20 protein-coding genes are annotated in these 26169 nt (G+C 50.5%); 2 read left to right on the forward strand and 18 right to left on the reverse strand.

From position 1 onward, the window contains the following. Positions 1-50: 50 nt before the first annotated feature. A complete protein-coding gene (locus ACFSUS_RS00655) occupies positions 51-2777 on the forward strand; it encodes a hypothetical protein (protein ID WP_381517626.1) in 2727 nt (908 codons plus the stop codon). A 64-nt stretch (positions 2778-2841) separates the two neighbouring features. After that, on the forward strand, positions 2842-3840 hold the full coding sequence (locus ACFSUS_RS00660) for a hypothetical protein (protein WP_381517629.1): 999 nt from the start codon (positions 2842-2844) through the stop codon (positions 3838-3840). Positions 3841-3954: 114 nt separating this feature from the next. Here ACFSUS_RS00660 and ACFSUS_RS00665 read toward each other — a convergent pair whose 3' ends face one another. From ACFSUS_RS00665 to ACFSUS_RS00750, 18 genes are all read right to left on the reverse strand, one after another. Beyond that, positions 3955-5682 (reverse strand): IPT/TIG domain-containing protein, encoded by a 1728-nt coding sequence (locus ACFSUS_RS00665; RefSeq protein ID WP_381517632.1) that lies wholly within the window; start codon positions 5680-5682, stop codon positions 3955-3957. A 191-nt stretch (positions 5683-5873) separates the two neighbouring features. After that, a complete protein-coding gene (locus tag ACFSUS_RS00670) occupies positions 5874-7439 on the reverse strand; it encodes a hypothetical protein (RefSeq protein WP_381517634.1) in 1566 nt (521 codons plus the stop codon). Positions 7440-7568: 129 nt separating this feature from the next. After that, a complete protein-coding gene (locus ACFSUS_RS00675; protein WP_381517637.1) occupies positions 7569-8825 on the reverse strand; it encodes a glycosyltransferase family 4 protein in 1257 nt (418 codons plus the stop codon). Positions 8826-8940: 115 nt separating this feature from the next. Then, positions 8941-10644 carry a GMC oxidoreductase gene (locus ACFSUS_RS00680; protein ID WP_381517641.1) on the reverse strand — a complete coding sequence of 568 codons (1704 nt, stop codon included), beginning with the start codon at positions 10642-10644 and terminating at the stop codon, positions 8941-8943. Continuing rightward, entirely contained in the window at positions 10641-11528 is an 888-nt protein-coding gene (locus ACFSUS_RS00685) for an aldo/keto reductase (RefSeq protein ID WP_381517643.1), read from the reverse strand. Before ACFSUS_RS00685 ends, ACFSUS_RS00680 begins: the two co-directional genes overlap by 4 nt. A gap of 60 nt (positions 11529-11588) precedes the next feature. Beyond that, complete coding sequence (locus tag ACFSUS_RS00690) at positions 11589-12845, reverse strand: glycosyltransferase family 4 protein (protein ID WP_381517646.1); 1257 nt, start codon at positions 12843-12845, stop codon at positions 11589-11591. A gap of 9 nt (positions 12846-12854) precedes the next feature. After that, complete coding sequence (locus ACFSUS_RS00695) at positions 12855-13739, reverse strand: glycosyltransferase family 2 protein (protein ID WP_381517649.1); 885 nt, start codon at positions 13737-13739, stop codon at positions 12855-12857. Next, positions 13736-15004 carry an O-antigen ligase family protein gene (locus tag ACFSUS_RS00700; RefSeq protein WP_381517652.1) on the reverse strand — a complete coding sequence of 423 codons (1269 nt, stop codon included), beginning with the start codon at positions 15002-15004 and terminating at the stop codon, positions 13736-13738. Before ACFSUS_RS00700 ends, ACFSUS_RS00695 begins: the two co-directional genes overlap by 4 nt. Before the next feature lie 27 nt (positions 15005-15031). Then, on the reverse strand, positions 15032-16186 hold the full coding sequence (locus ACFSUS_RS00705) for a glycosyltransferase family 4 protein (RefSeq protein ID WP_381517655.1): 1155 nt from the start codon (positions 16184-16186) through the stop codon (positions 15032-15034). Then, entirely contained in the window at positions 16183-17310 is a 1128-nt protein-coding gene (locus ACFSUS_RS00710) for a glycosyltransferase family 4 protein (RefSeq protein ID WP_381517658.1), read from the reverse strand. The genes ACFSUS_RS00705 and ACFSUS_RS00710 overlap by 4 nt, the downstream gene beginning before the upstream one ends. 4 nt (positions 17311-17314) lie before the next feature. Then, positions 17315-18232 carry a glycosyltransferase family 2 protein gene (locus ACFSUS_RS00715; protein ID WP_381517661.1) on the reverse strand — a complete coding sequence of 306 codons (918 nt, stop codon included), beginning with the start codon at positions 18230-18232 and terminating at the stop codon, positions 17315-17317. Continuing rightward, the gene (locus ACFSUS_RS00720) at positions 18229-19608 is read right to left on the reverse strand and encodes a flippase (protein WP_381517665.1); all 1380 of its coding nucleotides are present in this window, start codon (positions 19606-19608) and stop codon (positions 18229-18231) included. Before ACFSUS_RS00720 ends, ACFSUS_RS00715 begins: the two co-directional genes overlap by 4 nt. 47 nt (positions 19609-19655) lie before the next feature. Further along, on the reverse strand, positions 19656-20000 hold the full coding sequence (locus ACFSUS_RS00725; RefSeq protein WP_381517668.1) for a cupin domain-containing protein: 345 nt from the start codon (positions 19998-20000) through the stop codon (positions 19656-19658). Then, positions 20000-20989 (reverse strand): NAD-dependent epimerase/dehydratase family protein, encoded by a 990-nt coding sequence (locus ACFSUS_RS00730; protein ID WP_381517671.1) that lies wholly within the window; start codon positions 20987-20989, stop codon positions 20000-20002. Before ACFSUS_RS00730 ends, ACFSUS_RS00725 begins: the two co-directional genes overlap by 1 nt. Continuing rightward, positions 20986-21753 (reverse strand): WecB/TagA/CpsF family glycosyltransferase, encoded by a 768-nt coding sequence (locus ACFSUS_RS00735; RefSeq protein ID WP_381517674.1) that lies wholly within the window; start codon positions 21751-21753, stop codon positions 20986-20988. Before ACFSUS_RS00735 ends, ACFSUS_RS00730 begins: the two co-directional genes overlap by 4 nt. 26 nt (positions 21754-21779) lie before the next feature. Beyond that, positions 21780-22469 (reverse strand): sugar transferase, encoded by a 690-nt coding sequence (locus tag ACFSUS_RS00740; protein WP_381517677.1) that lies wholly within the window; start codon positions 22467-22469, stop codon positions 21780-21782. A 65-nt stretch (positions 22470-22534) separates the two neighbouring features. Beyond that, positions 22535-24832: a GumC family protein gene (locus ACFSUS_RS00745; RefSeq protein WP_381517680.1), complete on the reverse strand. Its 2298-nt coding sequence runs from the start codon at positions 24830-24832 to the stop codon at positions 22535-22537. Positions 24833-24866: 34 nt separating this feature from the next. Continuing rightward, positions 24867-25670, reverse strand: a complete 804-nt coding sequence (locus ACFSUS_RS00750) for a polysaccharide biosynthesis/export family protein (protein WP_381517682.1) — start codon at positions 25668-25670, stop codon at positions 24867-24869. Between the last annotated feature and the right edge of the window lie 499 nt (positions 25671-26169).

Consider the following 26169-nt stretch of genomic DNA (forward strand, 5'->3'; position numbering starts at 1 on the left):
TAGATTTACTGCCTGACAGACCGACTCGCCAATTGGCTAACTAACTCATTATGAACAAACGCATCTGGATAGGTATCAGTATTGTTGTGTTGCTGCTGGGCGGCTGGTTTGGGTATCGACAGCTCTATCCAGCAAACCGTACCGTCGGCTCACTCATACCACCGGGTGCTTTGCTGGTCCTGACCAGCGATCGTTTACAGGATACCGTTTCGGCGCGAGTGCTGCGAACCGAGATCTCCCTGCGACAGATTCCTATCTTTAATGAAGCCCGCCAACGGCTGGACCGGTTCCTGTATGCTACGGCCGATTCGGCTACCGTTTTGAAGTTTGTAACGGGCCGAAAGATCAGTTACTCGCTTCATTCGGTTTCCAAATTAACGCTAGATTACGTTTTCTACATTCCGCTTACCGACAAAGACCAACCGTTTTTAAATCGACTTGTCGCGCCCGATCCCCGACGCTATCGGGTATTGAACCATACGTTTTCAGGAGAAAAAATTCTGGATTTAGTATCGCGGTCGAACGACCCCGTTGGCTCCTTTATCCTTACCGATAACTACCTTATTGGTAGCGTATCAGGTATTTTGATTGAGAATGTGGCCAGGCGAATGCATCAGCCACTTAAGTTCTCCGGCTCAGAGTCAGCACTCGCCGAAGCAGATTTTCGGTTTGATGCCGACCATCTGGCTGGCCTCTCTATGCGTCCTGAGGTGCTCCAGTCCTTGTTCAGTAATGTCGGGTCGCTGGTGCGGTTGTTTCTACCGGAACAATTAAACTTACAATTTCGCCCTTCCGCTTCCCGATCTCACCTGATTGGTTATGCCGTCGATAATATCGGAGCCCGAAGCGACGTAGCAGCCTTGTTTGCCGGGCAGTCGCCCCAGCGCATTCAGCACGCTAACCTTATTCCGCAGACAACAGCGACGCTTTATCATATTGGCATCAGCGATGCCGCTCGTTTTGGACGCTCACTGAGCCGATTGTTAGGATCAGCCTCCAGCGAGTTCCTGCGTGATCGATTCAGTCAGATCGAACCTGCGACCGGGCCATTATACGAATCGTTAGGTAGAGACATTCTGCTTTGTCGTATGGAGTCGCCAACGGGTGCCGCCCGCCAAGTGCTTATCCTGACGGCGCAGGATGGAAAGAAGCTAGCCAACGCCTACCAGCAAGTTGCCTACCGGGCCGGTGCCAACGCCCGTGTTCCGGTAAAGTCTTTTCTAGGCCATAAAACGCTCTTTCTTAACGTGCCTGAGCTACCAGCCTCGCTGTTCAGTAGCCTTTTTTCAGGCTTTCCGCAAAGCTGGATTACGCAACATGGCTCGTCGTTGATTGTTGCTAATACCGAAGAAGCCATGCAGGATTATCTGCAACAGGTGCAACGTGGGGCGGTCTGGACCTCCGACGAGCGGCAGGCAGAACTTGTTAATACAACTCTTCGCCCGGCTAATTTTACGGCTTTCGTTCGATTGAATCGAGCGCAGATGACCTTACCAGCCACCTGGCCGGTAGCCTGGCAAAACTTAATCGACCAGATTGATCCAACTACGGGCAGCCCTGCGCTGGCGAACCTGGAGAACATGGCCTATCAGGCCAGCTACGGTAACGAAAATATTATCTCCACCGTCATTTTAGGACGTAGTACCCGTCGTGCTAGTCAGGCAGTGTTTAACAGGCTTTTGTTGCAGAAAAAGGTGGAATTCAACGCTTCCCTGATTTCGGCACCAGTGGTAGCCGGTAGTTTGAGCGACGGAGCAGCGCAATTTTACGCGCAGACCAATGCCGGGCAGTTTGTGTTGGTGACGCCCGAAGGCGAAAAAACCGTTCAGGAAACAACCGATGGTCCTATTCGCAGTAATACGCTCGCCGTTGATTTTCTTAACAACGGTCGATTGCAGTACCTATTTATGACCGACAAGACCCTGTACGTAGCCGATCCAGGCACGAACGAGGTTCATCTGCAGGCCATCCGTTTGCCCAAGGGCATTGATACATCGTATCTGGCGCGGCCGCGGGGTAGCCAACGACGGAATCTGGTCGCCCTGATTGCCCACGAAGATGGCCACGTGTATGCCCTGGACCGACAGAGCCGGTCGTTTGTACGAATCATCACAGCCCCGCGTAAAGGCCCTCTCCTACTTCCTTTTCAAGTCATTAACACGCCATCCGGTATGGACATTCTGGCTATGCAACCCGATGGTACGCTGAACCACTGGCGCGAAAATGGCACGCAATACCCTCATTTTCCTGTGCGCATTGAACGGACAAGCGAAGACGAACCCGAAGTTCAGTTTAGGGGCCCAGCCTTGTTGCCCTTTGGCCGTTCCACCATTCATACCATTACCGAAGAGGGTCAGTTGCTGACGTTGACTACAAACGGACTCATTGCCAAACGAACCCAATTATACCGACCCGTTCGTGCCGGCTCATTCCGGCTTTTTCCGGACGAAGAACAGACGAACTGGTTGTTACTTCGCACTACGGATACCGAAGTGGCCGTACTCGATCAGCAGGGACAACGCCGGTTTGAAGTGCGCGCTTTACAATCGGGCCGCAACGACGTTCGTTATCACCGGCTGGGCGCCGGTGTCGAACTGATCAGTGTGAAGTCGGGTGGCTTCACGACGCTCTACGATCTAAACGGCCGTATAGTGGGCGATCGGCCTATTCCGAGCGATTTCCCGGTGGCCTTGCAGTTTGACGAACGTAGTAACGAACTTTACATTCTGAGTGGCGCCAAGCAGGCAGTGCAGTTGTTCAGCATCCGACTTCGCTAATGGGAAGGCTAACACTGTAGTGTAAGCCCTTGACCACTATCAACCACAACTTGTATCTTTGGCCATGCGTATTTTTCGATACCTCGTTCTGTTGGCAGCTGCAGTGCTATGGGCGAGTGGACTTTTATCAACGGTTTCGCACTGGCTTTACGAAGCGAAGGTCATTGTAGATGATTATCGCTACGGCGATCTGTACCGGATTTCAGCCTTACCCCAATTTAAACTACCACAACCCGTTTGTCCGGCCTCGCACCGAGCCAGCGACACGGCATCAACGCACCTCTACCTTATTGGTGACAGTTTTTCGGAAAAAGAGCGCATCAGTCAGAATGACTTTCGGGTGAGCCACTACCAGCGCATACGGTGGGATTTTCCCCAACGCGCTCAACTTGACCCGACCAAGCGGAACGTCTTACTCATAGAAACCATTGAGCGGCATTTTCAGGATCATTTTCGGATGCCAATCAATGATCTTATCGTTGAGAGCGATACGAGTAAGGCGCCCACTCCAAAACAATCCTGGGGGCAACGCTTAGCCAAAGATTTCCACTGGAAAGACGTAGAAGAACGGCTTGAATCCGCTTTATTCAGCCAGGATTGGGCGTTCTGGTTTAAAGAATTGAAAGCCCGGCTCACCCTGAACTGGTTCGACCGGTACAATACAGGCGTCAGTTTATCGAAAGATCGGCGAAACATCTTTTTAAACTCAGACACCGACACCACGAGCCGGTTATCATCGTTCTCCCCCCTGAGCGACCAGGAGGTTGACAAGTTAGTGGATAGCGTCAACGCAGTGGCCGCCCGGTATAAGAAGCTTGGTTTCGACGAGGTCTATCTGTCAATCATTCCGAACAAAGCGACTATTCTTGAGCCGAACCGGGATGTTTACAACCACCTCATCGAGCGAGTTCAACAGCACCCGACTTTAAGGGTGCCAACGATTGATACGTATGATGCCTTCAGAAAGGCTTCTTCATCGCCTTACCTAATAAGCGATACGCACTGGACCTGCGACGGCCGGGCGATCTGGCTTAACCTAGTGAGAACCGAAATCGGCATCTGACGTACTGCTCACACGCAAATACGCCTGTTAATAGAATAAGCAACAAAAAAACAGACCAGCCGAAATCAGCTGGTCTGTTTGATTATGGACTATGTCATGCTAATTAATAGATAATTACTGATCGTAGTTTGTATTCTGCGGATCGAAGTTCGTCCAGCTGGCTAGCCAGTTCTCGGTGCCAAACGCTCCCCGATACGGCACTGCAATAAAGAATTTCTCGGAGTTAGCCTGCCCAACGGTAGCGTCGAGCTTTCCGCCCGTAACAGCGCCCGTTAACAGCGGAGAACCTCCCTGCGGTAAAAAGTTGGGCGCCGTCAGGTTGAAATTCGTAGCGTTCAGGAGCAATGATCCTATATCCGACGATGCAATGATCTGGTTACCGCGACCAGCCGCCGTGAAATAAGCATTCGCCTGGTCAGTCGTGATGGCACCACCGCCCACAACCGGCGTTAGCACGTTGGCGAGGACAATACCTTTCAGGTCTAATGCATTGCTTGTTGCGTTCGCATAGGTACCGGTAGCCGTTCCATCCAGGCGCAAACCTTCAGTATAACCGTAGATTAGTGAATTGTAAATGCTGATGGCGGAATTTCGACGTATATGAATACCCGATTGATAGCCAGCAGCCTCACGTGCAGGAGATGTAATGGTGGTATTGACTCCGAAGCTGCTCATATTGGCAAAAATAGGAGCAGTCTGAGGTAAGCCGTTTCGTGGACTTAAGGGGCTACCATCTGCATTTTCGCCCGGATTAAAATTCTCCGACTCGAAGCCGTTAGACCCTGATGGATCAGAGGTTTGTGGATCACGTAGCGCCACGCCAAACTGAACCCGGCCAATGTATCCCCAATTTGTGCTCCAGTCGTCGTCGTAGGTACGGAAGGCAACTAAGTTCTTAGCCGTTACAGTGCCACCAAACCACCCGAACGCATCGCCACTACTGTGGGAAACTTGTACGTGGTTGATGGTTGTCCTATACCCTACTCCATACAAAGTAAGTCCACTAAGTTTGTTCTCAGCCGGGGTCGAAGGAGCGGTTCCGGCAAACTCAATACGCACGTATTGCAGGGTACCCGAATTATCATCGAATTCAGAGTAGGTTTCAACAGTGCCGCGAACCCCACCCGCAAATAACGTAGTACCGGGCTGGTTAAAGGCCGCTTTACCTACCAGCACGACTCCGCCCCAATCGCCATAGCCGCGCTGTCCCGCTGGTTTCGCCGAGGTAAACACAATAGGTGCGGTAGGGGTACCCATGGCCATTATTTTGCCACGCCGTTCCACAACGAGCGTACCTGCCTGGTTTTTTCCTTCGGGATCTAGCTCCGGCCCGGCTCCTTTAATGACCGTTCCGGGCTGAATAGTCAATGTATAATCAGCCGGGATGTACACCATGCCCCGAAGCAGGTAGATTGTGTCTTTTGACCAGGTTAAATTCATGAATCGAGTACCACGTACTTCCGATATGGGTTTTGCAGATTTTTGCGCCACCGTAAACGTACCCGAGCTTTGCACTGTTTGTCCACCAGCCGTAATACCAATGGGTCCATTAGCCGCGCCTTCTGGCACAACGACGACCAATTGCGTCGGGGATGCAGAGATAACTGTAGCCGGAACGCCACCAATGGTTACGGTGTTGCTACCGGGCGTAGTACTAAAATTTTCGCCGTTGACAACAACGGTGCTGCCAACAGGTGCCGTCGCGGGTTCAATGCTAACGATACGTAGCGCTGGAGCCTGGGGTGGCGTATCCATGCCTGGTTCTTTCTTACAGGCGCTAAGAGCCGCTAATAAACTCAGCGGCAATAGCATTACGTACAACCAATGCTTAAAATGCTTCATAATAGAAAGAAAGTTAAAATGTGATAAGACCTAGTTAAGAGCGCATTTACAGGGTCCCCTATGCACGGGTGCTAGCCTTTAAGTACGGAGTCACTGGCTACTAAGAATTAGTTAACCGTAAGCTTACGATTCCTGACTACTGCATGATAACACCGGACCGTGTTGGCGGTCCGGAACCAATGACGACCTACTTAAAACACGCACTCCAGAATTCGATGCCCCTCAATGTCAATGGGCAATCGGTTAATGACTTTTACCCTACCGCTCTGCACGAAGTGTTCGATTTGGTAATTGCTGGTTTCGTCGACTACGTAAAAATGAGGGTAGTTCGCCTTGTTAAATTTCGTAGTAGGCACTACGTTCTCCACGTTGTATTTCTCGCGCACAGACTTCAGTATTTTGTGCTCCACCGTGGCGCCCAAAATGTTGCCTTCTGTTGCTGCCGTCTCCCAGTCCAACAGATAACAGGCTTTTACTGACTTAACCTGATTCCAGATGGGCAAGAAATAATCGGCCGTTTCGAAGAACACAGGGTAGTTCTTGTTCAGCTGAGGCAGATAGCCCATTACCCCACTAGGGAATATTGCTATTTTCTTATTCTGGTAAAACAAGAAGCCAGCTACGAGCACCATATACACCGGCAGCAGCCTGGCCAGTCGTAAGCGAGGCACCGACTGGCTACCCAGGAAAAAATAGAAGGCGTACACCAACTGATAGATAAGCAGGAGATGACTAGGCCACAGATACCGACTGATGAATACAGACGTATGAACAAGCGTTACCACCAGCGAAATAGTAATGGTAGCCAGGTACACAAAGCCCGCAAACAGGTAAAACAGAAGCGCTTTGTCCTCTCTGACTGCCTGAAAACCCCTACGTACTTGAGTAATAGCGACGTAGCTAAACAAGCCAACGACCAGCACAAACCGCAGAACCGGTAAGAAAAAAAGACTCGTCTTCCGTTCCAGTGTTGACGATATAGTAGGGGCCAGCTCACCAACGGTATTAAAAAATGACCGGAATGTAGGCATCGGTATCCACGAATGAGGTTTACCCGCGTCCGTTTGGATAACGAAGTTTGGATACCAGATAAAAAACCAGCCCAGCAAAACAAGCCCGTAGGTTCCGAGTATTGCCAAATAACGTCGATCCTTCGACCATAGAAACAGCAGGAAAAAGAACGCTCCTGATGCCGCCACATAAAACAGGCCGAAGTTGTGTGTAAAGACAAGCAGTAGCGCAACGATTACATTTGCCACAAGAAGCCGACCCTGTGTGGGCGTGCTCATGAGTCGGTGCGAGATCACAAAAAAGCCAAGGCTAATCAGCAGAAAAAGCGAATACGCCCGAATTTGAGTGGATAGCGTAAGGTTCAGATACGTCAGGCTGATGATGGCGGTGATGAGCACAAAATTCATCACCGGCGTACCAAGCAAAGTCGTTGTATACCTGAAAAAGAAGACAACCGTGATGGCAAAGATCAGCACTGATACCGCCCGCAAAAACTGAGGGTTGGCGCTGATGTAATGCCCGATAAACCAATACACGTTCGCAAAGAATGGGGGGTTGGCATCCATGCCACTGACCACCGCATCGTTCAGGTGCGTGATCGACGGGTCTGAAATGAGTATGTAACTCAGCACCTCGTCCATCCAGAGCCACTGCTCTTTAAAGAACATCGACGTAATGATACTCCCTGTGAGTATGATCAGAAGCGCGATACTTAACAATACGGTTGTTTTTCTGGTACGTCCCATAAGTTGTTCGTCATTAAAAGGCTACAAAATGAGAGGTAGAAGACCCGTCAAACTGTTTTAAGTGCAAACCAGATCAACTCCATCCTACTGGCGAGTCTGCTATCCATTAGCAGAGCACGCTAGTGGGCGTTATACGAGTGGTAAGGATTCCGTTACTTCGAGCTGGATAATTGGGTGATAATATGTTTTGACTAAATGACTGACCTTTGACTCCCAGACCTGCCGCTGCGCAAAATCGAATGCGTTTAACCCCATAGTGACACGCTTATCCTCATTATAGTACATCCATTCAATGGCCTTAGCCAGCTCGGCTGCTACTGTCTCTGGGTCCGTAATCGGCACTCGGATTCCGGTCGTGTCGTTGACGAGTTCCGCCTGGCCGTGCAGGTGCAACGTAACCACGGGTAGCGAATACGCCATGGCTTCCATCAATTGAGCCGGGCCGGTATCGCGTAAGCTCGTGAAATAGAAGACATCGGCCTGTTTGTAATATTCCTTTACTTTCTCGTAGCTCACCTTACCAACCCAGGTTACCCGATTCTCCAGCTTATACTTCGCAATGTATTCGGGTACGTACTTACCCATTTCGCCATCGCCAACAATGGTCAAATGAACGGGAACATCAGCCTGCACCTTACTTAGGCCATGTAACGAAAGCTCAAGGGCTTTCCGGGGCATCAGGCGGCCGACCCAGACGAGCTGCAAAGTGGCACTCGACGAACGGTAGGTCGGTTCGGCCGGAATAAAGTAGCGGCCAACGCCCCCAAACTCCTTTTCAACGGCCTTCACTCGCCCCAGCGAATGAATCATCCGGCGGGTGTCCTCATTCCAGGCCAGCACGTAATCGGCCTGTCGAACAGATTGATAGCAGCCAGGATTGAAACGCAGCATCAGATCGCTGACCATCGAGCGCATCTTCTCTTTTGTCCAGTGTTCCTTAAAATAGTGCCGCATGATGTCGGGGGCTTCCTGACCACCGCCTACCGGCCCGTAGATGAACGGCCGCTTCAGTTTATACAGAAAACTACCTAATTGCAGGCTAGTGTAGCTTACATGATGCACCAGATCAAACTGATGCGCTTTATTGAGTTTGATGGCCATCTGCAACGTGGCCCATTGCCAGTAGATATAGTGAAAATACATACCCAGCAGGCCTCGGCTGTAAGCCTTATCGACCCATTTAGGCACGGTAACAAAAACGAAATTCAGGTTAGGATACGAACACTGTTTCAGTTTTTGTTCAATCTCGGCCTTACCAATGTCGCGGGTCAGGCACCAGACCTGATAGCCTTCCTGACTAACTAACGATGAGTAATACCACCCATTCCCTTCCTCTGACCCCCGGTCAGGTATGCAAGCGTAGGCAGATATCAAGACTTTTTTCATGTTGAGTAATTGTTCAAAGGTTGAGGTATGGTTCGTTTAAGGATGGTGGAATGGCTAGTTGGGCCGCAAAGTCTTATGTCATGTGTGTGCTCTATATCTGGTCAACGCCTTGTCATTAATAGGCAACAGACGCTGATCGGTCCGAATGCGTCTGGCTTATGTTTGCTTTTAAATGATCAGCTAGCATTAAGGCGTGAGCCACAATGGTCAGCGTTGGGTTAGCGTGGCCACCGGTGGGAAACACCGACGAGCCAGCCACGTATAAATTCGATACCCCATACACCTTCGCATTTCGGTCAACGACACCCGTTTGCGGGTCATCCGACATACGGGTGGTGCCAATATGGTGTGCACCCGAATTAAACGAACGTAGCGATTCAGTCAGGTAATCACGCAGTCCCTGTTCTGAGTACTGTATCTCGCCGAGCTTCCTTTCTCTAAAATTTTCGACAAAGAGATTATGCGCCCTAACCACTGACTCGATATCTTCTTCTAAAAAGGCAATGTCTACTTTGGCCCGTGGTACGCCAAATGCATCCTTCTCCGTTTCGGATAAGTACACCCGGCTATCCCGATTGGGCGCCTGCTCCGTCTGAAAATACAGCCCCCAATATGTACTGTTCATGGCCGGAAGAATGTAAGGTAGCCGCCGTTTGGCCATCCGCTTCATGGTCAGCCGAATCAGATCGGGCATCTGCGATAATCCATTTTTAGCGATGTTGACTGAGTGCTCTTTGATTGACGGTAGCAGCTGTTTTGCCTTGCTCATGACACCCGATACCGATCGCTGCCCCGCGATAGAGAGCAAGCCTTTGACGACATAGCGCGACGAAAACATCACATCTCTATGTCCATTTACATCATTGGATAAGTATAGAAAAAAGATACTATTTAACAGCTTATGAGCCTGTTGAGCCTCTTCGGGTATCCACCAGCGCCGACGGCAGTAAACGCCTTCGGTATCGCGCTCGAAATCAACGAGCCAGTTTTCGCGGTTATTGGGGTTCACCTCGGCGTAAATCCCTTTCAGGTGCGCCATGTAGTACCGCCCAACGTTGTCGTTCTGGTTACCCAGCCCAGTCGGAAACTGCTCATTGGCCGACGCCAGCAGTAACCTGGGGTTTTCGATGCCGCCAGCCGCCAGCACAAAGGTTTCGGCCTGAATAGAAAATGAGGTTCCGTTCATCGACACGTCAACCGTCGAAACCTGGTCGCTAGCATCCAACGTATTCATCTTTACTACATTGGCGTTCAAAAGCACCTGGATGTTCTGACTACGTTCCAGCTGGCTCTTATACGTCTTGGCGAAGTTGACGGGCGGGCTCCAGCGCTCCAGCGGAAACGAAACAATCTCTTCCGAATCAAGTCCTTTCAGGATTTCGCGGCTGTTGGCCGGGAACGCTGCATGCGCATTAAACTCGTAGTCGCCAATCTGGCAAAGCTCGGCGGCTTTGCGATAATAAGGCTCTAATGCTTCGTAAGAAAACGGCCAGCCACTGTCTGGCACCCAGTCTCGCTTTTTAAAATCGAGGGGCTCAAACGGAATACAGCGCCCACCCCAGGCCGCTGAGGTTCCGCCAAACTGGCGCCGACGGTTTTCTTCCAGGGGTTCATGCGATCCAGCCTTTGCAACCACGCCCCGGTTTAAATCCTGATTTGCAATCGTTTCAGACCAACCGCCCCCGGCCACAACGACGATATTCCGCTCCGTTGCCGCTAAACCCAGCGCCACAGAAATCGCTGCCGGACCGCTGCCTATAATGCAGACATCGGTGGTCAGCGTCTGTCCTGGTTGAACGTTGTTTTTCGAAATGATCATGCTACCAGCGTTTTAATGGTGGACAGGTGCTGTGGTAAGGACGAGGTGTAACGCAACGCCCCAATGTTGTGCTCCAAATGGGCAATGTCGCTGGTACCGAAGAGAGCTACATCGATGTGTTTATCAACCAGTGCAGCACCGATCAGTAACTGCGGCAGCGATATACCGGCCAGCCCGTCGAGTTTGCGGATGGCTTCGGCCTGTTGCTCGAACTTGGGCAACATAGATTTATAGGGACGCATCACCTGGTTGGCAATGACTGGAATATTGTTGGCCCGACACAATTTGATGATGTCGTCGGCACCGGCGTCATTCCAGCAGGCGGAGGTTTGCACAATCTGCACCTGCCCGCTCCGGACGCCCTCCTCCACAACGCGGTAATCGTTGGTTGAGACGCCCGTATAACGTGCCAGTCCCATTTGCCGAATCTTCTGTAAACCATCCCAGGAGTCGGCATCAGCCATATCTTCCCAGACTGGTTCGTGCAACAGAAACGTATCAGCCGCTTCCAGGCCCAGTCGTCGGTTGCTTTTCTGAAGGCTATCGATCAGGTATGCCGCCGTGTAGTTCTTTTTAGATCCCGCTTTCTGCTTCACTTTTTTGGCCAGCTGATTCAGGGGCGACATCCAGCCGGGTGTATGCACACAAGGTAAACCCGCCTTTGTCACAATGAAGAAAGGAGCATCGTTAGCCTTCACGGCTTTTCGAATCAGCCGTTCGGCATCGCCCGAGCCATAAAAGTCAGACGTATCAATCAGGTTCAGCTTATTAGCGGATGCTATTTTCAGGAAACTACCGAAATACTCCGGCGATAGTCGGCTTCCCAGCGATCCGGCTCGGCTGGTGCCAATGCCTAAACGTGATAGTTGATCCAGCGAAATCATAACGGAGCTCTTGGTTAATATTGCTAAACTTGGTTTTCGAATTCACTCGTTTGTCCTTGTTCAGGACATCCGTTCTTCCACGGTCTCCGGCAATAAGGCCGGATATAGTTCGTCGATGAAGGTTCTGATTTTAGTATCCCATAGTTGCGATTTTGCAAACGCATACCCTGCTTTGCCCATGGCCAATCGCGCTTTTGGGTGGGCAGCCATCCATTCAACCGCTTTCGCCAGATCGGCAACTACCTGATCCGGATTTGTTACGGGTACCCGAATACCCGTTTCGTCGTTGGTTAACTCCGCCTGCCCGTGCAGATCGAGTGTAATCACCGGCAGCGAATACGCCATAGCTTCGAGTAACTGATGCGGACAAGAGTCCCGCAGACTGGTGAAGAAAAAGACATCCGACTGCTCGTAGAACTTCTTTACCTGGTCGTAGGTAACGTGACCCACCCAGTTCACCCGTTCCTTAACCCCATACTGCTCGATGTAGCGGGGAACGTCTTCGGCCATCTCACCCTTACCCCCCACAATGGTCAACGTAACCGGCAAAGCCGGATCAACCTTGCCCAACGCCTGAATCGTTAATTCCAGGGCCTTGCGGGGCAACAAACGACCTACCCACAGCAATTTCAGCGGACCATTGGGTTGATGATCAATGGGTCCTTCGGGTAAGAAAGACGTACTTAATCCAGCGTCCCAAATGCGGTTAACGGGCCTGTCGGGGCGCAGTTTTCGTACTAGCTTCATGGTGTCCATGTTGGTCACCACAACCTGATCAGCAACTTGTAATGTATGGTAATAGGCCGGGTTAACGTACTGTAATATTGTACCGACCAGGTCCCGCATCCACTCCCGCGTCCAGTATTTACCGAAATAACGTTTAAACGCCTGGGGTGCCCGCTGACCACCGCCCACGGGGCCAAACACAAACGGTTTACCCAGCCGGTACATGAAGCTGCCTAACTGAACGCTGCCATACGTAACGTGGTGCACCAGATCAAACCGGTGTTTTCGGTCGAGCTGACGCCCTACTTTAGCGGCTGTCCACTGCCAGTAGAGGTAATGAAAATACATACCAATCAGCCCTTTATGACAGAACTTATCGACCCAATCAGGCAGGGTTACGTAGTGTACAGTCAGGTTCGGAAAAAAGCCGTTGGCCATGATGGGATCAATGACGTCACGCCCGTCTTTTAGCGTCAGGCAATACACCTTCAGGCCATTCTGACTCAGCGTTGTGGCGTATGTCCAGCCGGTGGCCTGTTCAGACCCGTGGTTTGGAATACATGCGTACGCGGATAGAAGCACTTTTTTCATAGCCTTGCCTTACATGGGTTTCATCAACCGAGCCTTACGCAGAAAGAAACCAGCGCAAATCCGACCTACATCACAGAGAAAATACAGGTGCTTCGTTTTAGCGTGCGCGATGGCGAAGTTGTAGCGAACCGTTAAATTCGTTGGCGAACGGATCGACGTAAAGCTGTCGATAAAGCTTTTCCAGCTCTGTTTCTGATTAAGGAACAGCCCCGTTGCCTTGACGTATTCGTAAACCAGGCTTTTCGTGTTCACGATCAGCTTATAACCAGCCTTTTGCGCACGTACCGAAAACTCAATATCGGCCATGTAGTGAGCAAATCGCTTGGAGTCGTAAAGACCAATTTCGGTGAAGACCTGCATCGGAATCAGCGTACCCCGCCCCGGTAACGAATCCGACTTTACGTACGTCGCCCGTTTCACCAGCTCCTTATAATCATAATTGTATTCAGCCGCCAGCGGCCCGCCTTTGGCAAAGTAGAACTCACTGTATGTACCGGCAAATTCGAGCTTGTCTGGGTTGTCGATGTCGACGCTTACCGACCCAATGAGGCACGGCTTATAAGATTCATACGCATCGACCATGGTTTGCAGGTAATCCGGCTTTACTTCGGTATCGTCGTTGAGGGTAAGCACAAAGTTTTGCTCCCCAGCCACGTCATACTCCTGCGCATAGCGGACACCTACATTTGTGGCCTCAGTCCACCACAGATTACCATCTCCTTTCAAAACGATTACGTCGGGAAATTGCTGCCGAATCATCTCGTCGGTTCCATCGGTAGAACCGTCGTCGACGACAACAACCCGGTGGTTGCGATACGTTTGCACAGCCAAACACGCCAGACATCGGCGGGTCAGCTCTCTACGATTGTGGACAGGAATAACGATGGTAATCATATTGAAATTTGCGGAGTATAAACAGTTGGATTGTCTTGATGCTCATCGTCCTCGTTTTCTACCATGTCGTAGTCATCAGGGTTCACGTCGTCGGGTTGACGATGCAGCCCGTAAAACATGCCCAGCCCGACAAAACCCCAGTAAAAAACCGGCAGCTGGTACGAGATGCCAAACAGTAGTCCGCTGGCAATGAAGCCAAACAAGACAGCCTGTTCAGTCGAAAAAGTTGGATTTCGGCGGTACATGACGTACAACGTACCGAGAATGATGAATAAGTTAATGGCCAGGCCGACGACTCCGTAGTTATAGAGCATGTCGACATACTGAGAGTGAATGATGGTGCCTTTTTCCGGAAAATCTTCGTTTTCCATAATTTCGCCCCGGTCGTAGCCTTCGTATCGCCAGCCGAGCAAAGGCCGATCGTTGAACTGGTTCATGTAGTGCGTAATCTGCTCTAGTCGCCAGCTGCCCGTATTATCTTCGGCAGGATCAAAAATACCGGCAATCTGTTCCATAAACCCATCCGCCTTGATCGATCCCATAATCCCTAAAAACGGCAGGGAAGCCAACGTGACGACCATAACCGTGCCTAACGTACGGCGGACATTCAGCGAACCATCGCTGATCTTACCAATGGCTGCCAGCCCGGTTACCAGTAGCCCAGCCACAGCAGCCGACGACATAACCGAACGGTGCAGCAAGAAGACGATGAAGCCGAAAACGGCGACAGATCCGAACAAATCCCAGATTTTCTTTTCCGTAAAGTACCGAACGGTGTAGTACAAAAAAGGAATGACCAGGTAAAATGCTTCGGGGGCGGACGTTGTTCGGGTTTCGGACGTGAGCGCGTAGCTGAAAATCTGTCCCAGAAAAAGCTGGTTGACTACGTACAGCCCAAAAATGATGTTGACTGCATACTTAATCTTTAACACACCTGCCCGGGCGGCCACGAAATAGGCACTTAGCGCCAGACCACAATAGGCAAATCGTTTGATAACGAAATACGAGTAGACAGGCTTACCGTATTCGTACTGCGATTCGATCACCAAGAGAACGACACCCAAAAACAGCGCCCAGGCAGCTACTTTATATACACCTGGTTGATAGAAGTAAAACAGCACCAACGCTGGAATACCCAACAGTGCAATACCATTGACGGCCTTCTCCAGAAACGGGCTGAGCGCATTACCACCATAGGTTAAAGCACTCACCCCAAACAGCAGGGCGTAGAGCGCAATTCGATAGATCCAGGTCTTTATATTCATGTTGAGTGAATCGTTAATGGGCAGTGGTTACGGATTGGCCAGCACTTCCTGGTAAATCGACTCCGTAATGCCAACAATCTGCTGCTGATCAAATCGCTCAAGCGATACCTCCCGAGCTTGTTGAGCCAGCGTTTCGCGCAGAAGGACATTCTCCCACAGAACTTCAACCGCCTTCACAATTTCCGGAACGTTCAGTGTGGTAAGCAGTCCCGTCTTATAATTCTCCACCAACGAAGCAACGCCCCCCACGTCCGACGCCACCACGGGCAGGCCGGCCAGTTGGGCTTCGCAAACACTATTGGGGCTGTTATCAATGTACGACGGGTGCAGCAGGCAAAACGCTTCGTGGTACGTAGCCCAAAGCTGAGCCGCCGATAGCATGCCCCGGTGTTCAATATCTTCGGGTTTGATGTTTTTCAAACCCAGCGTGGTAACCATCTTAAGCAGTTCCTCTTTGTTGCCGCCCCCCGTCACGATAAACCGAATGGGCCGCGTCTTACGTAGTGTATCTATTGTTTGAAGAGCTTCCCGGATTCCTTTGATGTAATTGACGCCCCCTACAAACAGCACGGCATTCCGCTCTGTGCCTGTTGATGGCTCAATTTCCCGGTAAAACTCCGGCCGAATCAGCTCCCAGTTGTGGTGCACAATGGCGTTGGGGTGCATCTGGCGCACAATAGCCTTGTCCCAGTGGGTGCGGCAGATGAAGTGCTTCACACTGGGCATATACCGCTTCTCGTAATAACCAGCGACTAACCACGACAGATGCCGGTATTCAGGACGGCTCGGCAGGTGTCGGTAATACTCCGTGACGAATCCTTGCGCTGACAATACTTTAGGCAGGTTAACCCCATGGCCCATGACGTGGTACTGCTGCTCAGCCCCGTGAATGTGCATGAGGTCGTATTGGCTGGCAATGTCTTTGAGGTAGTTCTGAACCAGCTTGATGCGACCGGTATAGCCACGTAGGAGGTCCCACTTATCGTCGGGTACTTTCAGAAAAGTATATTTCACGCCGTTTTGCACAACCTCTTCGTCTTGTTTGATGAATGGGTTATAGCTCACGACATTGATGTTTACGTCCTGCTTTGCCACCAAACTGTTGGCCAGGGCTGTAATCCAGGGCATCGGATGCCCGGCTTTTGACGAGTGTGACGTAGCAGCCAGCCAGAGAACGTTCATGAGTTCGATGCGGATTGATGATAAAAAGAAATCAAGTCGGCCAACGCCTTTTGGTGATTGAGCTTCAGGTCGGCAAATACCGACTGTGCATTGGCTAGCTGTGTGCGTGCGGCTGGATCGAAATAAGTAGCCACTTCACTGGCCAGGCCAACAACATCGGTTCCTTGCAGGGGTCCGTGGCTTTGCGGAAGCAACTCGGGTACTCCGCCCACCGGAAGCGCCAGTACCGGTGTTTTCACGGCAAAGGCTTCAATGATCGAATACGGACAGTTATCGTTCAGCGCGGTATGAATGTATAGGTCGGTTTGCGCCACCAGTTGCCAGGGCGCTGCCTGCCGACCATAAAATTTCACCTGCTCACCAAGACCCAGGCTTTCAACCAGCTGTTCATACTCGCTACGTTTAGGACCATCGCCAATGAGCCAGATAGCAAAGTTGGTAATACCCCGCTTGCGAAGTTCATGACCAATCTGAATCAACAGCTTCTGGTTTTTCCGTTCGTCAATGTAGCCCACGTTGCTAATTAACAGCGGATCAGATGGGCGACGCGTAACGCGGTTTGCCTTAATGTTGACCGTATTATACAAAATCTGCTTGCTGATGGTAGCAGGCAGCAGATGTCTCGATTTCTCGTAGGCATAATTCGAGACAAACACGTAATGTCTGACATACGAGAAAAGATACTTATACCAGGCCGTGAGCTTTTTCAGAAACCAGCCTTTCAGCGAGTAGGTAGTAGCTAGCTCAGTCACCGGATCATCGTTGAAATGGCAGGTTAGCACAATGGGTACCCGTTTGCCTAGCGCCAGGTAAGCGGCTACGCCCGACCGTGGGTCCTGGGCATGGATGAGATCGAATGACTCGTGGCGACGGTTACGAACAGCCAGGTATAAACCTGTAAAGTAGGCGAACTCATCATAAAAGACGTGGTAAGCGCCACCCAGTGAACGCAGAATGCGCTTCAAAACCGCCAGCATCTTGCGCCAGACATACGGCGTATTGGTCGCACTGACAACGTGCACTCCTACCCCTTCGCGGGCCAGATCATCGGCCAGCGATTTGTAGTAAGTAACGACACCTGAAGGTGAGGTTGCTGCCAGAAATGTTACGATCAACACATTCATCGAATTACTTGTTTAGCATGCGATACAATCGCACGGTAAGTATGCTGTTGGGTTGCTTCCGGAAGTTGTTGAACAGGCTATCCACAGCGGCTTCGCCGTAGATCAGGAAGTTATACATCCGGTTTGCCCGCTTGGCTACCGCCTGCTGCATGGTTTCTTTTAATGACCACCGCAGGAACACCATCAGACCGTATTTGTCGCCGTGCATGTTCTGGAACACCCGGCGCTGGTTGCGAACGGCATAGTACTGTTTCCACGCGCCCGGCCAGGGGATACCGTTCCGATCGAAGGACGGTGGGTGATAGAACACCGAGCGAGGCACTGTAACTACCGGATAGCCCATCTTGATGGCGCGGGTCATGTACTCCACCTCATCGCCCCAAATGAATAATTTTTTATCGGGCAGGCCGATGTTTTTAACGACTTCTGAGTTGATGAGCGTACCGTTGAAGAAAGAAGCCACACCATACACCAGATCGAACTGGGTCATGTCTTCAACTTTCCGATACGAACGATTTGGCCGATCGACGTAGAACGCCAACTCGCTATGATCTTTATTGCTAATTGATACGCAGTTTTTGATGCAGGGCCCAATGTTGGGCGACGTCAGCAGCGTTTCGAGGGCGTCGGGAGCCGCCAGACAATCGTCGTCCATGCACCAGAGCCAGCCGTAGCCACCTTTGTAAGCCGTATCGATACCTGTAGCAAAGCCGCCAGCCCCGCCCAGATTAGGCTGCGTTACGACCGTTAAGCCCGGTTGCTCGGCCAGCCATTCGCCAGTTCCGTCGGTACTGCCATTGTTAATAATGTAGATCGCATTGAGCCGTCGGGTTTGCTCTTGCAAGCTTGCCAGACACTTTTTCAAATCGGCAAGCCGGTTGTAGGTGACCACCACGGCGGCTACGGTCTCTTTCGTGTTCATTTGAATAGTATTGAAAACCTTTCTCTGCCAAAGGCGACAGCTTCCTGTAAACTTTCCCGTTTGATAACCTGAACACCTTTATAGCGCAGGTAACCATACATGGCTATGGCGATATACGCTTCGGCACTTACCCAGGCCCAGGCGGCCCCGATGTAGCCAAATCGCTGAATAAACAGGGCGTTCAACCCTAAACCAATGACTGAACCAATGGCAGTTATCGCGAAAAAGGCCCGATCCATTCGCAGATTCAGCATGGTATGCATGCCTAACAAGTTACTAACACCAATGCAAATCGGTAGTAAGGCCACGATTTGCAACACCTGCACCGCATCCTGAAACTGCTTTCCGTAGAACAGGGTAATAAATACCGGTGCAATGCTCCAGAGTGTTATGGACACGACCAGCATGAAAATCAGCAACGGAAAAAACGTTGTGCGCACAACGCGTAGTCCCTGCTCCCGGCTTTGCCCAAAGGCACTAGCCACAATGGGAAAAAACGCCTGATTCAATGCCAGACTGACAAAAGAGCGCGAAATGCTTTCGAGCCGTGTGCCGGCCGAGAATATTCCGACGTTGTACGCATTGCTCAACAAACCCAGCAGAAACACACTCGAACTGGCGTATAACGTGATCATCAAAGCTGAAAAAAACAACGTACTGTCATCCCGGAACCGCTTCGTTAGCTGCTCGACGCTTGGCCAGCTGAACGTCACTTTAAACCGCTTAATGGCCATTCGTAAAGCCACAACGCTAATCAGTAGCTGCGCTATGCTGAGCGACAAGTTCTGATAGATATAATCGTCGGGCTGGCGGATAAACACAAACACCGACAACGAAAACAGCACTTTCACTATCAGGTTGAACATCGCAACCCGGCCCAGGTCCTCCATGGCCTGATACAGCCAGATCGGAAATAACACGATGCCAATGCAGCTGATGTATGTACAGATATGTAACCACAAATGCGCCCGAAACTCCGGAGCAAACCAGGTAACGGCCGCAAAGATGATTGTCGACAGCCCCCAGAGTAAGGCTTTTCCGGCCAGTACTTCGCTGAATGTTCGGTTCACCAGCTCCTTGTCATTCCGGTTGGCAGCAATGGTTCGGACAGCCGCCATTTCAAACCCGTAGTTGATGATCAACGTGAAGTAGGCGATGTATGCCTGCGAAAAATTAAGCAGTCCTAACCGCTCAGGTCCGATAATGCGAACGATATACGGTACGGTCAGCAACGGCAAAAGCATGTTTGCTACATGGACGCTGAAGAGTGACGCTACGTTGATAGCAAAACGCTTCATAACGGGTTTCGACAACGTTGCCGATGGCTCCTCGGTCTCCGCTACCGCATCCATAGCAGCCGCATCTTTACTGAGCATACAGATCTTTGTTAGTTACTTAAATGGTGAGTATGTGTGCGTCAATCTTAATCCGTTGCAACGCCAAAATACACGTACTCTAAGGGGTCTTCGCCAGTTGCCTGGAGCCGGTGGGGTATGCCAGCCGGAATGCGGACAAACACGCCAGACTCCAACCCGATTTCCTGCCCATTCACCAGATAATACCCGGTTCCTTTCAGGAAGAAAAAACACTCTTCCATGGTAGGGTGCGTGTGCATCTCGCAGTAATCGGTTTTTGTAAACACCCCATAAGCCACCTGTGTGACCTTTGTGGGTGTGTCGCCATTGCGCAGAAACACTTGCTTTGCCCCCTGAACGTGAGCCGTAAGCTCACGTTCAAGATGGCTCAGAGACGCTGTAATTTTCTCCATTAGGCCTCCACTAATTCGGGCACAGCTTCCCGCTTCTTAATCTGCTCCGTAATCCAGGAAAAGGTTTTCTCTACACCTTTCCGCAGCGGAGTCGACGGTGCCCAGCCTAGTTTTTCCTGAATCAATTGGTTATCCGAATTCCGGCCGCGAACGCCCAGCGGACCAGGAATGTTGTTGATCGTTAAGTTCTTGCCTGAGATATCGATCACCATTTTAGCAAAATCGTTGAGCGAGATCATCTCTTCTGAGCCGATGTTAACGGGTCCGGAGAAATCAGACTCCATCAGGCGACGGATACCTTCTACGCACTCATCGACAATCAGGAACGAGCGGGTTTGCTTGCCATCGCCCCATATTTCGATCGAGCCACCGTCTTCGGCCATCGCTACTTTACGGCAAACGGCTGCGGGTGCTTTCTCCCGGCCACCATCCCAGGTCCCCTGTGGTCCGAAGATGTTGTGGAAACGAGCGATACGGGCTTCGATGCCGTGGTTACGCTGATAGGTCAGGAACAACCGCTCCGAGAACAGTTTCTCCCAGCCGTATTCACTGTCTGGCGCTGCCGGATACGCTGAATCCTCCGAGCATTTCGGGTTGTCAGGGTCCATCTGGTTGTACTCAGGATACATGCAGGCTGATGACGAATAGAAGATTTTTTTCACCCCTTTGTTCTTAGCAGCTTCCAGTACGTTCAGGTTGCAGAGTACGGAGTTATGCATGATGCTGGCGTCGTTGGTACCGGTGAACACGAAACCTGCGCCCCCCATATCGGCAGCTAATTGGTAGATTTCATCAAGATCGTCCGTGATCACCTCGTCGGCAACGTTGGGATCTCTCAAATCACCGATAATGAACTCATCGGCGTTATCATTACCGTATTCGTTGTACTTCACATCAACGCCCCGAACCCAATACCCTTCCGATTTGAGCCGGTTTACAAGGTGACCGCCAATAAAACCACCGGCACCACATACAATTGCCTTTTTCATACTTGTGTAGACTGTTTAACGGGTGAAAAAACTTCTTTTAAGTTGAGTATTATAAATAAGGGGACTATCTCCAGATATCGCTTGTATAACCGCTTAGGCTCAGCCGCTAGCCGGAATAACCACTCCAGCGACATGTTCTGCATCCAGCTAGGAGCCTGCGCCACCCGGTCGGTATGGAAGTCGAAAGCGGCTCCTACCGTAACAATGAAGTTGACGTTGGTAAACTGAGCAAGTCGGCGGGCAAACCGCTCCTGCTTCGGAGTGCTTAATCCAATCCAGACGATGTTAGCGCCGGAACGGTTAATGGTTTCGGCCAGCGTTTTGAACTCGTCGTCGCTCATTTCGCGGAAAGGTGGGCAAAACGTACCGACCACGTTGACGTTCGAAAACTTCCGGCCAACGGCTGTTTTTAATTCATCCGCTACACCTTCTTTCCCTCCGCACAAAAAGTGTTTAATGGAGGTGTTGGCACTGTGCTGAAAGACCAGCTTGAAAAAGTCGGGGCCGTAGCAACGATCCATCTGCTTGGCACCTTTGAGCCGACCGACCCAAACACCGGGCATGCCGTCGGGCAAGTTCCAGTGAAACGAATTCAGCACCGATTTAAACTCGGGCTCTTTGAACGCAGTAACCAGCCCGTGCGCACCAGTGGCGCTCACGCACTTGCTTTCTTTGGGCATTGTGGCCTCGCACTGCCCGATCACTTCCTGCACAGCAGAGTGCAACCCAGCATCGTACAGACTGATGTCTAACACTTTGATCATAACTATGAGTGTATTGAGCGAAAAAATTACCAGGCGTTTTTATTTCCTTTGACGGCGGCCTTCACTGTCCACCAGCAGATTTTAGCATCGAGCCGGGACGATTGGCGACGGATGTAAAAATGATCGTAGCGAACCCGGTGGACCATTTTATACAGCTCTTCAGTTTCACCTCTGGCGCCCCGCGACTGAGCCAGACCCGTAATACCTGGTTTAACGGAATACCGCTCTTTGTAGCCAGGCAGGGTATGCCAGTGTTTGGCATCCAGTGGGATCGGGTGAGGCCGGGGCCCCACTACGCTCATATGGCCAGCCAGTACGTTGAGGAACTGTGGCATCTCATCGAGATTCGTTTTGCGCAGAAACCGGCCAATGCGCGTTACCCGCAGGTCATTCCGTTTAGCCTGTAGGAACTGCGCGTTCCGTTCGTAGGTCATTGTCCGGAACTTCAGACACCGAAACGGCCGACCATTCCGACCTGTCCGAAGCTGCACGAAAAGGATTGGCCCTGGCGATGTTGCTCTGATCAATAGACCAAGCAGCGGTAAAAGCCAAATAAGAATTGAGACCGTTACCAAACTCGCAACCACTACATCAAACACCCGCTTCTTCAGATCGACGATCCCTCGCCTATTCGCGTAAGGGCTAGCCTCCGTTTCGTGGTTCACATAGAAGCGAACCGTTTCACTATTGGTAGATACTTGCATCGTAATACTCATTATGGGTGGAGATAGTCGACTCACCTAAACAGCGACGACAATACCCAGCGTTACCTGTCGCCAGTTTATTTGTACGAGTAGCTGTTTTTGTAGTTATTATTGAAGTGATAAGCATCACTACCGCCCACGGCATTCAGAATGATGTTGAGGTTCTGAAAGCGCTGCTCCAGATGGAGTGTATTGAGTATTTTAAGGCAATTTTTTGGCGTAACGCCATGGCGCACCACGAACAAGGTAGCGTCGGCATAGGGAGCGATCAACTGAGCATCCGTTACAATACCGATTGGTGGCGCATCGACTATTACGTATCGGAAATTTTCCCGAAGTCCCTGAATCAGTTCTTTTAATTTCGGACCGCTCAGCAGCTCGGATGGATCTGGTGGCAGTGGTCCGCTCGGAATCAGGAAGTAGTTTGGATAGCCCGGAATCGGCTTTAGAATGTCAGCCAGGCTAGCTTCGTCGTTCAGGAAATTGCTGATTCCGACGCTATTGTCAACGTTAAACACCTGATGCAGCTTAGGCATCCGCAGATCCATTTCCAAAATGACCGTCGGTTGCCGAAGCAGGGCCAGGCTTGCCCCCAGATTCTGCGCCAGGAATGATTTACCCTCGCCACTGATGCTGGACGTGAACAGCATTACCTGGCTGTCATTAATTTCGTTTCGGCCGATGTGCAGGTTGGTGCGGATGGACCGGATCTGCTCGGCAATCACCGATCGGCTGTTCGGGGCAACGACGAGTACGTCGCGTTGGCGCTTGCTCATCACCTCACCCAGAATGGGCACCTGCGTAATACCTTCTACATCACCCCGGCGCATTACTCGGGTGTTCATCGCCGTTTTACCAGCAATGGTTGCCGTTGGAATCAGCAATCCTACTAAGCCGAACAACGCATAAATCACAACGGGCACGGGCTTAATTGGTCCGCTGCTGCTCTCGGCGGCATCGATCGTACGCGTATCGGCGATAGAAGCGGCAAACGTAACGGCCATCTCCTCGCGCTTTTGCAGCAAATACGTATACAGATCGTTCTTGATCGTTTGCTGACGCGTTTTGTCCATCAGCGACCGCTCTTGTTGCGGAATGGTTCGAATTACTTTTTCCAGTTTTTGATTCTCAGCCACATAATGCTCTCTTGAACTGGTCAACATCGACTTCATCGTTCTGACGTTTTGCCGGATGTTGTTCTTAGTCGCTTGAATTTTTTTGTCGATTGACTGTATAATGGGGTTCTCTTCGGGAGTTGTCTGCGCCAGTTGATCCCGCTCCAGTTCCAACTCCGATAATTTGCTAATCTGCCCTAACAGCACGGGATCATCCAGGCCAATGGTAGCCGGGGTACTACCCCGCTTGTCAGCCTGCTGGCTGATGAACTCCTCCAGATTATTCAGGCTCGCCAACCGAATTTTAACCTGGTTCAGTTGCGCGTCATTCTGTTGGGTTGTCTGTAAGAACGATTTTGACTGTTCGCTAAGATCAGTGATGCCCTGGTTAGCCTTATAGCTTTCTACATTCTTTTCAACCGACGCTAACTCACCCTGTACAATTCGAAGACGTTCGTTAATAAACTTCATCGTGCTCGAAGCTACTTTGTTCTTATCGGCAACGGCGGCCAAATTATACTCGTTGATCAGCTGGTTTAAAACGGCTTCTCCTTTTTCCGGAACGGCATCGTCCAATGTCAGATGCACTACCGTAGAGGTCTTGCTGGTCGGTTCAGCTTTTAGCTTACCCAGATAACTATTCACGGCGGCCGTGCGAGGCATAACCTCAACGACCAACGGTTCGGTAGACGCGCTCACCGGTTTGCGGGTCAGCAACCGGAGCTTTCCGTAAGGCGTCCACACACTTTGGTTGAGTGGAATGCGTCGGCCATTGACTGACACTGCCTTATCGCCAAGGAAGGTAATTTCCAGCGGCTTCTTGTATAAGTCTTCGTTGCCCTCTTCAATTAGCACGACAATGGGCGACTGACTATAGATTTCGCGCTTTCCGTATTTCGTATTGCGGTAATAACGAGCTTCTAAATGGAGCGTCTCCACCACCCGGCTCATCAGCGTAGACGAGTGTAGCACTTCCAGCTCGTTTTCAATTACTTTCTTGGGAGTGTATACGTCGAGCTCCTTCAGCGGGTTTGTTTGTGTATTCCCCTTCTTCTCGTCCTGAAGCATCAGACTCGCCTGAATCCGATAAATGGGTTGCTTGTAAAGTAGGTAAACGTAACCACCGGTTAAAGCCAGGCTCAGGCAGAGCAGGTACCAGGGCCAGCTTCTGAGATAGGGTAAAAGATGCGCCTGAATATTTGGGGTGGCGGGCTCTATTACCTGATAAGGTACATACGAACTAACTGATTTGGTTGCCATGTCATTTAAGTGTAACGTTGAGAGTTGAGTTTTTTTAGCGACGCGTTGCGATGATGGCGATAAGCGATAAAATTCCGGTGACAATAGGCGCCAGCTGATACGCTCTGTCGACACTGGTCACTCGTGCTTTACCCGGTTCAACATAGAGAACGTCGTTGGGATGAAGCGAGTAGTACGGCGACCGGAAGGCATCGCGCTTTGTCATATCAATGCGGGCAAAAATTCGTTTGTCGCCCTCTTCCCGAATCACAAGCACATTGTCACGTCGACCATAGATCGTTAAATCGCCTGCGAGCCCTAATGCCTCCGGAATGGTAACCCGTTCGTTGGGTATCGTAAACATCGCGGGATGAGCAACTTCACCCAGTACTGAAATTCTGAAATTCATGTTTCGCACATTAACCGTTGGCTCCTTTAGAAACACTTTTAGCTTACTACTGATCAGTTCGCTAGCCTTTGCATTCGTTAACCCTTCTACAGCCAGTTGCCCAACAAGCGGCAGCTTGATTGTTCCATCGTCGGCTACCAGATAGCCGGATGTTCGGGCCAACGGGTTATTTACATTTGCTGCCGAATTGTTATCGGCCATTGATACCGGATTGAAAAAACCGGACGCTTCCGGGTTTAAGCTGCTTACTTGTACCGAAAGGATATCGCCTTTCTTAATAGTTGGGATGAATGGTTGAGGAATGGCAACGGTGTCTTCTCTGGCAGTCGTTCCCTGAAAATATACTAATCGCTTTGCTGATGTACAGCCTTCTAGAGAAGCCGCCCAAATTGCAATTGCCAGGAATGTAAACCAGAATATTGCGCGTTCATTTGTCTTGTCATTCGTCATTTTTACTGCTGTATGTGTACTCGATAAATGGTACAATCTTGACCACACCTGATACGGATGTGTACATATAGACATAGTCGACCGCGTACCCGTATTTTCTACTCAGTTAATCGGTATTATGCAATAAGTTTGACCACTGGTACTGTCGCCAGACGGATAGTTATATTAAACACCTCCGTTTATTACGTCAGGTTGGTTAAGTAGCCTAGACACCTACGTATCTAGTATATTGAGAGTAATTTTACTTACTCTAGGTCGGCTGGTGGTTGACCGATTCTGTATCTTTGAAGCTACGGGGACATTGCAAACGTTAAAAAGCTTTCCTTTTTAACACCCGCAATAGTATCATGTCTGAAAGGTATGTAAATTGCTATCTGATAAGCAACCTATGCTATTTTTAGCCTCACAAGGCCTTTTAACTAACTCACACTAGGTATTTATTATTTTATTAAATGCTATAACTATAAGTTTACCTTTTTATCAATATGTAAATAATTAT

It is taken from the genome of Spirosoma soli, assembly GCF_042684525.1.
Classification (GTDB): domain Bacteria; phylum Bacteroidota; class Bacteroidia; order Cytophagales; family Spirosomataceae; genus Spirosoma; species Spirosoma soli.

Coding starts and splice junctions, on each gene's coding strand:
- ACFSUS_RS00715 (WP_381517661.1), bottom strand. CDS start 18,232: ATGAACACGAAAGAGACCGTAGCCGCCGTGGTGGTCACCTACAACCGG.
- ACFSUS_RS00730 (WP_381517671.1), bottom strand. CDS start 20,989: ATGAAAAAGGCAATTGTATGTGGTGCCGGTGGTTTTATTGGCGGTCAC.
- ACFSUS_RS00750 (WP_381517682.1), bottom strand. CDS start 25,670: ATGACGAATGACAAGACAAATGAACGCGCAATATTCTGGTTTACATTC.
- ACFSUS_RS00690 (WP_381517646.1), bottom strand. CDS start 12,845: ATGAAAAAAGTGCTTCTATCCGCGTACGCATGTATTCCAAACCACGGG.
- ACFSUS_RS00685 (WP_381517643.1), bottom strand. CDS start 11,528: ATGATTTCGCTGGATCAACTATCACGTTTAGGCATTGGCACCAGCCGA.
- ACFSUS_RS00700 (WP_381517652.1), bottom strand. CDS start 15,004: ATGAATATAAAGACCTGGATCTATCGAATTGCGCTCTACGCCCTGCTG.
- ACFSUS_RS00720 (WP_381517665.1), bottom strand. CDS start 19,608: ATGCTCAGTAAAGATGCGGCTGCTATGGATGCGGTAGCGGAGACCGAG.
- ACFSUS_RS00680 (WP_381517641.1), bottom strand. CDS start 10,644: ATGATCATTTCGAAAAACAACGTTCAACCAGGACAGACGCTGACCACC.
- ACFSUS_RS00660 (WP_381517629.1), top strand. CDS start 2,842: ATGCGTATTTTTCGATACCTCGTTCTGTTGGCAGCTGCAGTGCTATGG.
- ACFSUS_RS00735 (WP_381517674.1), bottom strand. CDS start 21,753: ATGATCAAAGTGTTAGACATCAGTCTGTACGATGCTGGGTTGCACTCT.
- ACFSUS_RS00695 (WP_381517649.1), bottom strand. CDS start 13,739: ATGATTACCATCGTTATTCCTGTCCACAATCGTAGAGAGCTGACCCGC.
- ACFSUS_RS00725 (WP_381517668.1), bottom strand. CDS start 20,000: ATGGAGAAAATTACAGCGTCTCTGAGCCATCTTGAACGTGAGCTTACG.
- ACFSUS_RS00705 (WP_381517655.1), bottom strand. CDS start 16,186: ATGAACGTTCTCTGGCTGGCTGCTACGTCACACTCGTCAAAAGCCGGG.
- ACFSUS_RS00710 (WP_381517658.1), bottom strand. CDS start 17,310: ATGAATGTGTTGATCGTAACATTTCTGGCAGCAACCTCACCTTCAGGT.
- ACFSUS_RS00740 (WP_381517677.1), bottom strand. CDS start 22,469: ATGAGTATTACGATGCAAGTATCTACCAATAGTGAAACGGTTCGCTTC.
- ACFSUS_RS00655 (WP_381517626.1), top strand. CDS start 51: ATGAACAAACGCATCTGGATAGGTATCAGTATTGTTGTGTTGCTGCTG.
- ACFSUS_RS00675 (WP_381517637.1), bottom strand. CDS start 8,825: ATGAAAAAAGTCTTGATATCTGCCTACGCTTGCATACCTGACCGGGGG.
- ACFSUS_RS00670 (WP_381517634.1), bottom strand. CDS start 7,439: ATGGGACGTACCAGAAAAACAACCGTATTGTTAAGTATCGCGCTTCTG.
- ACFSUS_RS00665 (WP_381517632.1), bottom strand. CDS start 5,682: ATGAAGCATTTTAAGCATTGGTTGTACGTAATGCTATTGCCGCTGAGT.
- ACFSUS_RS00745 (WP_381517680.1), bottom strand. CDS start 24,832: ATGGCAACCAAATCAGTTAGTTCGTATGTACCTTATCAGGTAATAGAG.